At 68.3% G+C, this 12,152-nt stretch carries 8 protein-coding genes, 2 rRNA genes and 1 pseudogene; 2 read left to right on the plus strand and 9 right to left on the minus strand.

The genetic code is table 11. The annotated features are described in order from the left end of the window. Position 1 precedes the first annotated feature (1 nt). Positions 2–244, minus strand: coding sequence for a hypothetical protein (locus ACTVZO_RS10300; protein ID WP_443298089.1), 243 nt, complete (start codon positions 242–244; stop codon positions 2–4). Between the two features lie 65 nt (positions 245–309). Between ACTVZO_RS10300 and ACTVZO_RS10305 the strand changes: the two genes are divergently transcribed. Beyond that, positions 310–657 (plus strand): SCP2 sterol-binding domain-containing protein, encoded by a 348-nt coding sequence (locus ACTVZO_RS10305; RefSeq protein WP_443298090.1) that lies wholly within the window; start codon positions 310–312, stop codon positions 655–657. A gap of 47 nt (positions 658–704) precedes the next feature. Here ACTVZO_RS10305 and ACTVZO_RS10310 read toward each other — a convergent pair whose 3' ends face one another. Genes ACTVZO_RS10310 through ACTVZO_RS10325 form a run of 4 tightly spaced genes read right to left on the minus strand, consistent with a single transcriptional unit; the run spans position 705 to position 4,711 of the window. After that, entirely contained in the window at positions 705–1,532 is an 828-nt protein-coding gene (locus tag ACTVZO_RS10310; RefSeq protein ID WP_443298091.1) for an ABC transporter ATP-binding protein, read from the minus strand. Then, entirely contained in the window at positions 1,529–2,575 is a 1,047-nt protein-coding gene (locus ACTVZO_RS10315) for a FecCD family ABC transporter permease (RefSeq protein ID WP_443298092.1), read from the minus strand. Before ACTVZO_RS10315 ends, ACTVZO_RS10310 begins: the two co-directional genes overlap by 4 nt. Further along, complete coding sequence (locus ACTVZO_RS10320; RefSeq protein ID WP_443298093.1) at positions 2,572–3,627, minus strand: FecCD family ABC transporter permease; 1,056 nt, start codon at positions 3,625–3,627, stop codon at positions 2,572–2,574. Before ACTVZO_RS10320 ends, ACTVZO_RS10315 begins: the two co-directional genes overlap by 4 nt. Positions 3,628–3,676: 49 nt before the next feature. Then, positions 3,677–4,711 carry an HAD-IIA family hydrolase gene (locus ACTVZO_RS10325; RefSeq protein ID WP_443298094.1) on the minus strand — a complete coding sequence of 345 codons (1,035 nt, stop codon included), beginning with the start codon at positions 4,709–4,711 and terminating at the stop codon, positions 3,677–3,679. A gap of 95 nt (positions 4,712–4,806) precedes the next feature. On the opposite strand from ACTVZO_RS10325, the gene ACTVZO_RS10330 reads away from it, so the two are divergent. Continuing rightward, positions 4,807–6,078, plus strand: a complete 1,272-nt coding sequence (locus ACTVZO_RS10330; RefSeq protein WP_443298095.1) for a DUF1015 family protein — start codon at positions 4,807–4,809, stop codon at positions 6,076–6,078. A 71-nt stretch (positions 6,079–6,149) separates the two neighbouring features. Here the strand turns inward: ACTVZO_RS10330 and ACTVZO_RS10335 are convergent, their stop codons facing one another. The 4 genes and pseudogenes from ACTVZO_RS10335 to ACTVZO_RS10350 form a co-directional block, all read right to left on the minus strand. Further along, positions 6,150–7,016, minus strand: coding sequence for a hypothetical protein (locus ACTVZO_RS10335; protein ID WP_443303110.1), 867 nt, complete (start codon positions 7,014–7,016; stop codon positions 6,150–6,152). A 417-nt stretch (positions 7,017–7,433) separates the two neighbouring features. Then, a pseudogene (locus tag ACTVZO_RS10340) lies at positions 7,434–8,285 on the minus strand (hypothetical protein); the annotation flags it as partial. Positions 8,286–8,702: 417 nt separating this feature from the next. Next, a 5S ribosomal RNA gene (gene rrf, locus ACTVZO_RS10345) occupies positions 8,703–8,819 on the minus strand. Positions 8,820–8,925: 106 nt separating this feature from the next. Continuing rightward, positions 8,926–12,049: ribosomal RNA gene (locus tag ACTVZO_RS10350) — 23S ribosomal RNA — on the minus strand. Positions 12,050–12,152 lie beyond the last annotated feature (103 nt).

Below are 12,152 nucleotides of genomic sequence, written 5' to 3' on the forward strand. Positions count from 1 at the left end.
TTCAGCTCCTGTTTTCGTGCGGTCCGGGGACGGGCGGTGCGTCCAGCGCGGTCAGCGCCTCGCGCAGCCCCCGGTGGACATCCTCGTACACCGCGACGTGTCCGTCCGCCCCGAGGTGGTCGGCGTCCGCCAGCCGCGCCAGGTGCGCGTCCACGGCGTCGTGCCCGGTGGGCGTGCGTACGATGCCCAGCGCCGCGGGCCCGGCGGCGGACTCGGCCGTGGGCTCGGCAGCTTCGTCGGTCATGCCCCGACGCTACCCCGAAGCGCCCCGCGACCACGCAACGGCTCTGCGGTACGGTCGTGATCACGATGGCTACGATTCAGGAGTGCCGAGACGCACTCGACCGACTCTCCGACAACCTGGCCGGGGCGGACGGCGGCGTGCGCGGCGCGGCCGCGCTCGACCGCTCGCTCAGCTGCCACATCACGGACCTGGACCAGACCTTCACCGGCCGCCTCGACGACGGCCGGATCCGGGTGGACACCCTCACGGCGGGCCCGCCCGCGACGAAGGCCGAGATCAGGCTCGCGATGACCGGCGACGACCTGCTCGCACTGGTGGCGGGCGAGCTCAAATTCGCCAAGGCCTGGGCCTCGGGCCGCGTCAGGCTGGAAGCCGGCTTCCGCGACCTCCTCCGCCTGAAAAGCCTGCTCTAGCCACGCTCCAGCCCGGCCGGCGCCTGAGGCGCGTGGGCCCCGCCCCGCTACACCGCGCCGGCCCCCGCACGGGACTTCCGCGCGGCCGGGATCACCAACGGCGTCCCCGTCTCCGGATCGGGAATCACCTGACACCGCAGCCCGAACACCCGCTCCACCAACTCCGCGGTGACCACCACCCCCGGCGGCCCCTCCGCCACGACCTCCCCGTCCCGCATCGCGATCAGGTGCGTCGCGTAACGGGCCGCGTGGTTCAGGTCGTGCAGAACCGCCACCAGCGTCCGCCCCTGCGTCTCGTGCAGCTCCGCACACAGGTCGAGCACGTCGATCTGGTGCTGGATGTCCAGATACGTCGTCGGCTCGTCGAGCAGCAGCAGCGGGGTCTGCTGCGCCAGCGACATCGCGATCCACACCCGCTGCCGCTGACCGCCCGACAGCTCGTCCACGGCCCGGTCGGCGAGCTCGGCGACCCCGGTCGCGGCCATCGACTCCGCGACGATCCGCTCGTCCTCCGACGACCACTGGCGCAGCAGCCCCTGGTGCGGGTACCGCCCGCGCGAGACCAGGTCGGCCACCGTGATGCCGTCGGGCGCGATCGAGGACTGCGGGAGCAGGCCGAGCGTCTTGGCCACCTTCTTCGCCGGCATCGACCCGATGGCCTGCCCGTCGAGCAGCACCCGCCCGGCGGACGGTTTCAGCATCCGCGACAGGGCCCGCAGCAGGGTGGACTTGCCGCAGGCGTTGGGGCCGACGATCACCGTGAAGGAGTTGTCGGGTATCTCCACCGACAGGTTCTCGGCGATGACCCGCTGGTCGTAGCCGAGGGTCACGTTCTCCGCGGTCAGCCGCTGCACTTGGGTACTCCTGAGGTTCATATACGTCCCGCCTTGCGCTCGGTGACGAGCAGCCAGAGCAGATAGACACCGCCGACCAGCCCGGTCACCACGCCCACCGGCAGCTGGTCCGCGCCGAAGGCCCGCTGCGAGGCCCAGTCCGAAAGCAGCAGCACGAACGAGCCCATGAGGGCCGCCGTCAGCAGATTGGCGCCGGGCGAGCGGGTCAGCCGCCGCGCCAGCTGCGGCGCGGCCAGCGCGACGAAGCTGATCGGCCCCGCCGCGGCGCTCGCCGCGGTGGTGAGCAGGATCGCGGCCAGCATCAGCAGCATCCGCGTGCGCTCCACCCGCACCCCCACCGCGTACGCGGCGTCGTCACCCATCTCGATCATCCGCAGGGCCCGGCTCTGCCCCAGCACCAGCGGGAACAGCACCGCGCAGGTCACCAGCAGCGGCCACACCTGCGCCCAGTCCCGCCCCGCCAGCGAGCCCGTCAGCCAGACCATCGCCCGGGAGGCCTCCACCAGCTGGGCCTTGGTGATCAGGTACTGGATGGCGGCCAGCAGCATCGCGGAGGCGCCGATGCCCACCAGGACGAGCCGGTAGCCGTGGATGCCCCGCTTGTACGCCAGCAGGTAGACCCCCGCGCCGGCCAGCAGCCCACCGAGCAGCGAACCGACGGCCACCTCCGTCGCGGAGCCCTTCAGCAGGATGATGACGGTGAGGGCGCCCACCGCTGACCCGTACGAGAAGCCGAGCAGGTCCGGCGAGCCGAGCGGATTGCGGGTCACCGACTGGAAGACGGCTCCGGCCATCCCCAGCGCGGCGCCGACCAGCAGGGCGACCAGCACCCGCGGCAGACGCAGTTCGTTGACGATGAAGGCGTTGGCGGGGGTGCCGTTGCCCAGCAGGGTCTGTACGACGTCCCACGGCGCGATGTCGAAATCGCCGGTGCCGACCAGCAGGACGGCCATGACGAACGCGGCGAGGACGAGCAGCCCGCCGACGGCCAGGGCGCGCCGCTCGATCCGCAGCGAGATCCCTCCCGGAAGCCGCACGGGACGTGATGTGGCGGTCGCGCTCACAGCTGGGCCATCCTCTTGCGCCGAACCAGGTAGATGAAGACGGGGCCGCCGACGAGGGCGGTGACGATGCCGACCTGGAGCTCGGCGGGCCGCGTCACGACCCGGCCGACCACGTCCGCGCCGAGCAGCAGCACCGGCGACAGGACGGCCGAGTACGCGAGCACCCAGCGCATGTCGGGTCCGGTGAAGGCCCGCACCAGGTGCGGGATCATCAGCCCGATGAAGACGATGGGCCCGCAGGCGGCGGTGGCCGCACCGCACAGCAGGGTGATGGCGAGCATCGCGCAGACCCGGGTCCGCGTCAGGTTCGCGCCGAGCGACCGGGCGGTGTCGTCGCCCATGGCCATCGCATTGAGCGGCCGGCCCAGCGACAGCGCGAGCACCGCGCCGATCAGCAGGAACGGAGCGACCTGGCGGACGGTGTCCATGTTGGCGGAGGCCAGCGAGCCGACCGTCCAGAAGCGCAGCTTGTCCAGCGCCTTGCTGTCCATCAGCTGCACGGCGTTGATGTAGCCGACCAGGGCCGCGCTGGCCGCCGTACCCGCGAGCGCCAGGCGCACCGGGGTCGCGCTGCGGCTGCCGCCGAGTACGTAGACGACGACGGAGACGACGGCGGCGCCGAGGAAGGCCCACCACACGAACTCGCTCAGGGAGCTCGCGCCCAGGAAGCTGATCGCGGAGACCACGGCGGCCGCGGCACCGGCGTTGACGCCGAGGATGCCGGGCTCCGCCAGCGGATTGCGCGTCAGGGCCTGCATGACCGCACCGGACAGGCCGAGGCCGAGCCCGACCAGCAGCCCGAGCAGGGTGCGCGGCACCCGCAGGTCGCGCACCACCACGTCGGAGGGGGTCCCCGAGTAGTCGAACAGGCCGTGCCAGACCTCGTCGAGGGGCATCTGCTTCGCGCCGACGGCGATGCTCACCACCGCGATCAGCGCGAGCAGCACGAGGGCGCCCAGCAGACCTGCGGCACGCGCGCCATGACGTGAACGTGCGGCGGCGACCGGCGCCGCGCTCTGTTCGGGGGGACTTTCGGGACTCTCGACCAACACGCAGGTTAGGCTAACCTACCTTGCCCCCTGCCCGGATCACCCGACCGGCCTACAGCCCCAGCCGGACCAGCGCCTTCTCCGCGTCCAGCCCGCAGACCCCGTCCCCGGCCGCCGTCCACGCCGCCGCGCACAGCGCCCGCAGCCCGTCGACCGGATCCCCGTCCTCGCCGCGCAGTTCCAGCACGCCGTCCCGCGCGACCGCGGTCCACCCCCCGCAGCGGAACCCCACCCCGTCCGCCGCCACTTCGGGCTGCCCGGTCAGCAGCCCCCGCAGATCCCGGTCCACGTACGTCGGCCGGTGCCTGGGCTCGGCCCGCAGCAGCTGCTCCGCGTCCGTCACCCCGGTCAGCACCAGCAACGAGTCCACCTCCCCGTTGAAGGCGCCCTCGATGTCGGTGTCCAGCCGGTCCCCGACCACCAGCGGCCGCTCCGCCCCGGTCCGCAGCACCGTCTCCCGGTGCATCGGGGGCAGCGGCTTGCCCGCGACCTGCGGCTCGGCTCCCGTCGCGATCCGCACCACCTCCACGGCGGCTCCGTTGCCCGGCGCGATCCCCCGCGCCCCCGGAATCGTCAGGTCGGTGTTGGAGGCGTACCACGGCACCCCCCGGTTGATCGCGTACGAGGCCTCCGCGAACCGCCCCCAGGCCAGGTCCGGGCCCCCGTACCCCTGGACGACCGCCGCGAGCCCCTCCTCCTCGGCCGAGTCCACCGGCACCAGCCCGCGCTCGCGCAGCGCGACCCGCAGCCCCTCCCCGCCGATCACCAGCACCTTGGACCCCGGAGCCACCTGCTCCGCGATCAGCCGCGCCACCGCCTGCGCCGAAGTGATGACCTCGCCCGCCTCGGTCGGGATGCCCAGCTCGCCCAGGTGCTCGGCGACGGCGTCCGGAGTCCGCAGCGCGTTGTTCGTGACGTACGCGAGGTGCATCCCGTCGGCCCGGGCCGCGGCGAGGGACTCGACCGCGTACGCGATGGCCTCCCCGCCCGCGTAGACCACTCCGTCGAGGTCCAGCAGAGCCGTGTCGTAAGCCTGGTGGAGGCTCCGCTCGCTCGACGCGGGGCTGGTCCTGCTCTGCCGGGTCATCTGTCCGCTCCTCATACGTTTCGCACGACCGATCTTGTCCGGATCCGAACTCCCCCGATCATCCCGCATCCCGAGACGGGTCTTACCATGCACCAATGACCACATCTGGTACCGCGGACCGAGGGCTGCGCCTGATCCCGTTCCACGGCCTGCGCTATGTCCCGGAGCGTGTCGGCAGCCTCGCCGCCGTCACGTCACCGCCGTACGACGTGGTCGTGCGCCCCGACGGAGTCGACCACCTCGAATCCGCCGACCCGCACAACATCGTCCGGCTGATCCTCCCGCAGGCCGGCACCCCCGCCGCGCGCAACGAACAGGCCGCACGCACCCTGCACGACTGGCTGGCCGAGGGCATCCTCAGCGCCGACCCGGAACCCGCGCTCTACGTCTACGAACAGCGCCGGGCCGGGCTGCTCCAGCGTGGCATCATCGGCGCGCTCGCCCTGTCCACCGCCGACGCCGGCATCGTCCTGCCCCACGAGGACGTCATGCCCGACGTGGTCACCGACCGGGCCGGTCTGATGCGGGCCACCTCGGCCAATCTCGAGCCGCTCCTCCTCACCTACCAGGGCGACGACCCCGGCGCGGGCGCGGCGGCCGTCGTCGAGCGGACGGCGCGGCGCGTGCCGCTGCTGTCGACGACCACCGAGGACGGCTTCCAGCACCGCCTCTGGGCCATCACGGACCCGGCCGAGCTGGCCACCGTCACCACCGACCTCAGCCACCGCCAGGCCCTCATCGCCGACGGCCACCACCGCTGGGCGACGTACCTGCGCCTCCAGGAGGAACACGGCTCCCCGACCCCCTGGGACTTCGGCCTGGTCCTCCTCGTGGACACCGTCCGCTACCCGCTCCAGGTCCGCGCCATCCACCGGATGCTGCGCCGCCTCCCGGTCCGCGACGCCCTCGCCGCCCTGCACGGCCACTTCCATGTCCGCCCCGTGGACGGACCGCTCCCGCTGGCCCTGGAGGTCCTCGCGGACGCCGCGGAACGCGGCAACGCCTTCCTCCTCACCGGCGACGGCGGCTTCCACCTGGTCACCGACCCCGATCTGGCCCTCCTCGACCGCACGGTCCGCCGCGACCGCCCCGAGGCCTGGCGCCGGCTGGACGCCACGGTCCTGCACGCGACCCTGCTCGACGCCCTGTGGGGCATCCCGGACGCCCCCGACCAGATCACCTACATCCACGACGCGGCGGCCACCGTGGACATGGCCGAGCGCCACGGGGGCACCGCGGTCCTGATGCACCCGGTACGCGAGGAAGTCGTACGCGACCTGGCCCGCCAGGGCGTCACCATGCCCCGCAAATCCACCTCCTTCGGCCCGAAGCCGGCCACCGGTCTGGTCCTGCGCGGCCTGGACTGACCCACCCCGGACATGCGGAAGGGCGGTACCCCGAACGGGGTACCGCCCTTCTTCACTTCACTTCGAGGCGCTCACGCCTTGTCGCGGCCCGCGTCCCGCTCGTCGTCCTCGACGTCCACGATCTCGTCGGTGGGGTCGAAGTCGGCCTCGGGCTGCTCGAGCGGCTCGTACTCCTCGTCGTCCTCGTCGTAGTACTCGGCGACGTCGGAGGCCCGCTCGGCGGCGGCGACCTCGGCCGGGTCCTGTTCGTCGTCCTCGTCGTCCATGTCGTCCGCCTCGTCCTCGACCAGGTCGTCGGCGAGGTCCGCCGAGGCGTCGACGAACTCGACGCCGTCGAGCTCGGCGAGACGGTCGGAGGCGTCGGTGGCCCCGTCCTTGTCCGCCTCGAGGGTCTTGGCGAACCACTCGCGCGCCTCGTCCTCACGACCGGCCGCCAGCAGGGCGTCGGCGTAGGCGTACCGCAGGCGCGCGGTCCAGGGCTGGACGGCGTTGGACGCCAGCTCCGGGCTCTGGAGGGTCACGATGGCGGCTTCGAGCTGCCCCTGGTCGCGCCGGGCACCGGCGGCCACCAGCCGCATCTCGACCTGGCCGGCCTTGTCCAGCTTCTGCACCTCGGGCTCGCCGGCCATGGCCAGCGCCCGCTCGGGGCGGCCGAGGCCGCGCTCGCAGTCGGCCATCACGGGCCACAGCTCGACGGAACCGGTCATGCGCTTGGCGGCCCGGAACTCCGCGAGCGCCTCGCTGTACTTCTGCGTGGCGTACGCGGCGAAGCCGGCGGCCTCGCGGACGGCGGCGACACGGGAGGCCAGTCGCAGGGCGATGCGCGAGTACGCGTACGCCTGCTCGGGGTCCTCGTCGATCAGCCGGGCGACCATGACGAGGTTCTTGGAGACTTCCTCGGCCAGGCCCTTGGGCAGGCTCAGCAGCTCCTGACGCACGTCGGCGTCGATCTCGAGACCGGTGACGTCCTCGTCGATCGGAAGGCGCTTGACCGGGTCCCGGTCGCGGTCCCCGCGGTAGTCGCGGTCGCCGCCGCGGTCATCGCGGCCACGGTAGCCACCGCGGTCACCACCGCGATCGTCACGGCCACCGCGGAACCCGCCACGGTCGCCGCCCCGGTCGTCACGACGGGGGTAGGACGGACGGTCGCCACCGCGGTCGTCGCGGCGGAAGCCGCCACCGGCCGGACGGTCGCCCCCGCGGTCGTCGCGACGGGGGTAGGACGGACGGTCGCCACCACGGTCGTCGCGGCCGCCACGGAACCCACCACGGTCGTCATCACGGCGCGGATAGGACGGACGGTCACCGCGGTCATCACGACGGAAGCCGCCACCGGCCGGACGGTCGCCGCCCCGGTCGTCACGACGGGGGTAGGACGGACGGTCCCCACCACGGTCATCACGGCCGCCACGGAACCCACCACGGTCGTCATCACGGCGCGGATAGGACGGACGGTCACCGCGGTCATCACGACGGAAGCCGCCACCGGCCGGACGGTCGCCGCCCCGGTCGTCACGACGCGGGTAGGACGGACGGTCCCCACCACGGTCATCACGGCCGCCACGGAACCCACCACGGTCATCGTCCCGGCGCGGGTACGAGGGACGCCCGCCACGGTCGTCATCACGACGGGGGTAGGACGGACGGTCGCCACCGCGGTCGTCGCGGCGGAAGCCGCCACCGGCCGGACGGTCGCCGCCCCGGTCGTCACGACGCGGGTAGGACGGACGGTCCCCACCACGGTCATCACGGCCGCCACGGAACCCACCACGGTCATCGTCCCGGCGCGGGTACGAGGGACGCCCGCCACGGTCGTCATCACGGCGCGGGTAGGACGGACGGTCGCCACCACGGTCGTCGCGGCCGCCGCGGAACCCACCGCGGTCGTCATCACGACGGGGGTAGCTCGGACGGTCCCCACCACGGTCGTCACGACGGAAACCGCCGCTACCGCCCGAGGGACGGTCACCGCGGTCATCGCGGCGGAACGGGGGACGGTCTCCACCCCGGTCGTCGCGGCGCGGGAAGCTGGGACGGTCGTTGTCCCGACGGAAACCGCCGCCGCCACCGCCGGTGGGACGGTCGCCGCGGTCGTCACGGCGGAAGCCGCCACCGGTGGGACGGTCGCCACCGCGGTCGTCGCGGCGCGGGTAGGACGGGCGGTCCCCACCACGGTCGTCGCGGCCGCCGCGGAACCCACCGCGGTCGTCATCACGACGGGGGTAGCTCGGACGGTCCCCACCACGGTCGTCACGACGGAAACCGCCGCCACCACCGGAAGCGGGACGACCGCCACGGTCGTCACGCCGGAAACCGCCACCGCCGCCGACGCCACCGCCGGCCGGCCGGCCACCACGGTCGTCACGACGGAACGGGGGACGGTCGCCACCACGGTCGTCACGGCCCCCGCGGTAGCCGCCCCTGTCACCGCCGTCGTTGCGCCGAGGCTCGCGCTCCGGACGATCGTCGGGAGAGTTGGACATGGGTGTGACTCCTGTCTTCGGGGTACCGCTAGTCATTCTTGCGCAACCAACCCATGGCCGCGCTTCGGCGTAAAGAGGTGAAAAACAAAAAGGACCCTTGGTCCAGCGTTGAACGCTGGACCAAGGGTCCTTTGAAAGATTGTTCGGCGGCGTCCTACTCTCCCACAGGGTCCCCCCTGCAGTACCATCGGCGCTGAAAGGCTTAGCTTCCGGGTTCGGAATGTAACCGGGCGTTTCCCTAACGCTATGACCACCGAAACCCTATCGGTTTCGAGCGAACAAGCACACTTTGTAGTTATGTTCTAGCTCTAGAAACCAGCAACTGTTCGTTGCTTCAGAACTAACACAGTGGACGCGAGCAACTGAGGACAAGCCCTCGGCCTATTAGTACCAGTCAGCTTCACCCGTTACCGGGCTTCCACATCTGGCCTATCAACCCAGTCGTCTACTGGGAGCCTTACCCTCTCAAGGAGGTGGGAATACTCATCTTGAAGCAGGCTTCCCGCTTAGATGCTTTCAGCGGTTATCCCTCCCGAACGTAGCCAACCAGCCATGCCCTTGGCAGGACAACTGGCACACCAGAGGTTCGTCCGTCCCGGTCCTCTCGTACTAGGGACAGCCCTTCTCAATATTCCTACGCGCACAGCGGATAGGGACCGAACTGTCTCACGACGTTCTAAACCCAGCTCGCGTACCGCTTTAATGGGCGAACAGCCCAACCCTTGGGACCGACTCCAGCCCCAGGATGCGACGAGCCGACATCGAGGTGCCAAACCATCCCGTCGATATGGACTCTTGGGGAAGATCAGCCTGTTATCCCCGGGGTACCTTTTATCCGTTGAGCGACGGCGCTTCCACAAGCCACCGCCGGATCACTAGTCCCGACTTTCGTCCCTGCTCGACCCGTCGGTCTCACAGTCAAGCTCCCTTGTGCACTTACACTCAACACCTGATTGCCAACCAGGCTGAGGGAACCTTTGGGCGCCTCCGTTACCCTTTGGGAGGCAACCGCCCCAGTTAAACTACCCATCAGACACTGTCCCTGATCCGGATCACGGACCGAGGTTAGACATCCAGCACGACCAGAGTGGTATTTCAACGGCGACTCCACAACCACTGGCGTGGCTGCTTCAAAGTCTCCCACCTATCCTACACAAGCCGAACCGAACACCAATATCAAACTGTAGTAAAGGTCCCGGGGTCTTTCCGTCCTGCTGCGCGAAACGAGCATCTTTACTCGTAGTGCAATTTCACCGGGCCTATGGTTGAGACAGTCGAGAAGTCGTTACGCCATTCGTGCAGGTCGGAACTTACCCGACAAGGAATTTCGCTACCTTAGGATGGTTATAGTTACCACCGCCGTTTACTGGCGCTTAAGTTCTCAGCTTCGCACGCCCGAAAGCGCACTAACCGGTCCCCTTAACGTTCCAGCACCGGGCAGGCGTCAGTCCGTATACATCGCCTTACGGCTTCGCACGGACCTGTGTTTTTAGTAAACAGTCGCTTCTCGCTGGTCTCTGCGGCCACCCCCAGCTCACGGAGCAAGTCCGATCACCAGTGATGGCCCCCCTTCTCCCGAAGTTACGGGGGCATTTTGCCGAGTTCCTTAACCATAGTTCACCCGAACGCCTCGGTATTCTCTACCTGACCACCTGAGTCGGTTTAGGGTACGGGCCGCCATGAAACTCGCTAGAGGCTTTTCTCGACAGCATAGGATCATCCACTTCACCACAATCGGCTCGGCATCAGGTCTCAGCCTTATATGAGGGACGGATTTGCCTACCCCTCGGCCTACACCCTTACCCCGGGACAACCACCGCCCGGGCTGGACTACCTTCCTGCGTCACCCCATCGCTTACCTACTACAAGTCTGGTTCGTCGGCTCCACCACTTTCCTTTCCCCGAAGGGTCCGGAACGGCTTCACGGACTTAGCATCGCCTGATTCGATATTGGGCGTTTCAAAGCGGGTACCGGAATATCAACCGGTTGTCCATCGACTACGCCTGTCGGCCTCGCCTTAGGTCCCGACTTACCCTGGGCAGATCAGCTTGACCCAGGAACCCTTAGTCAATCGGCGCACACGTTTCTCACGTGTGTATCGCTACTCATGCCTGCATTCTCACTCGTGAACCGTCCACAACTAGCTTCCGCTGCTGCTTCACCCGGCACACGACGCTCCCCTACCCATCACAGCAGGCGTTGGCCCTATTGCTGCAATGACACGACTTCGGCGGTACGCTTGAGCCCCGCTACATTGTCGGCGCGGAATCACTTGACCAGTGAGCTATTACGCACTCTTTCAAGGGTGGCTGCTTCTAAGCCAACCTCCTGGTTGTCTCTGCGACTCCACATCCTTTCCCACTTAGCGTACGCTTAGGGGCCTTAGTCGATGCTCTGGGCTGTTTCCCTCTCGACCATGGAGCTTATCCCCCACAGTCTCACTGCCGTGCTCTCACTTACCGGCATTCGGAGTTTGGCTAAGGTCAGTAACCCGGTAGGGCCCATCGCCTATCCAGTGCTCTACCTCCGGCAAGAAACACACGACGCTGCACCTAAATGCATTTCGGGGAGAACCAGCTATCACGGAGTTTGATTGGCCTTTCACCCCTAACCACAGGTCATCCCCCAGGTTTTCAACCCTGGTGGGTTCGGTCCTCCACGAAGTCTTACCTCCGCTTCAACCTGCCCATGGCTAGATCACTCCGCTTCGGGTCTAGAGCGTGCAACTCAATCGCCCTATTCGGACTCGCTTTCGCTACGGCTTCCCCACACGGGTTAACCTCGCTACACACCGCTAACTCGCAGGCTCATTCTTCAAAAGGCACGCAGTCACGACGTTGCATGCAAGCATGCAACGCGACGCTCCCACGGCTTGTAGGCACACGGTTTCAGGTACTATTTCACTCCGCTCCCGCGGTACTTTTCACCATTCCCTCACGGTACTATCCGCTATCGGTCACCAGGGAATATTTAGGCTTAGCGGGTGGTCCCGCCAGATTCACACGGGATTTCTCGGGCCCCGTGCTACTTGGGAGATTCTTAAGCAAGCCGCTGATGTTTCGTCTACGGGGGTCTTACCCTCTACGCCGGACCTTTCGCATGTCCTTCGACTACATCAACGGTTTCTGACTCGCCGACCGGCCGGCAGACCGATCAAAAGAATTCCCACAACCCCGCATGCGCAACCCCTGCCGGGTATCACACGCATACGGTTTGGCCTCATCCGGTTTCGCTCGCCACTACTCCCGGAATCACGGTTGTTTTCTCTTCCTGAGGGTACTGAGATGTTTCACTTCCCCTCGTTCCCTCCACACTGCCTATGTGTTCAGCAGTGGGTGACAGCCCATGACGACTGCCGGGTTTCCCCATTCGGACACCCCCGGATCAAAGCTCAGTTGGCAGCTCCCCGGGGCCTATCGCGGCCTCTCACGTCCTTCATCGGTTCCTGGTGCCAAGGCATCCACCGTGCGCCCTTAAAAACTTGGCCACAGATGCTCGCGTCCACTGTGTAGTTCTCAAACAACGACCAGCCACCCATCACCCTGCACTCCGAAGAGAACAAGTTCACTGGGGCCGGCACTGAAGACATG

The organism is Streptomyces sp. IBSNAI002 (assembly GCF_052244475.1).
In the GTDB taxonomy this organism is placed as follows: Bacteria; Actinomycetota; Actinomycetes; order Streptomycetales; family Streptomycetaceae; genus Streptomyces.

Excerpts from the sequence above, each read along its gene's own strand:
- ACTVZO_RS10325 (WP_443298094.1), bottom strand. The coding sequence starts at position 4,711 with ATGACCCGGCAGAGCAGGACCAGCCCCGCGTCGAGCGAGCGGAGCCTC.
- ACTVZO_RS10300 (WP_443298089.1), bottom strand. The coding sequence starts at position 244 with ATGACCGACGAAGCTGCCGAGCCCACGGCCGAGTCCGCCGCCGGGCCC.
- ACTVZO_RS10305 (WP_443298090.1), top strand. The coding sequence starts at position 310 with ATGGCTACGATTCAGGAGTGCCGAGACGCACTCGACCGACTCTCCGAC.
- ACTVZO_RS10330 (WP_443298095.1), top strand. The coding sequence starts at position 4,807 with ATGACCACATCTGGTACCGCGGACCGAGGGCTGCGCCTGATCCCGTTC.
- ACTVZO_RS10310 (WP_443298091.1), bottom strand. The coding sequence starts at position 1,532 with ATGAACCTCAGGAGTACCCAAGTGCAGCGGCTGACCGCGGAGAACGTG.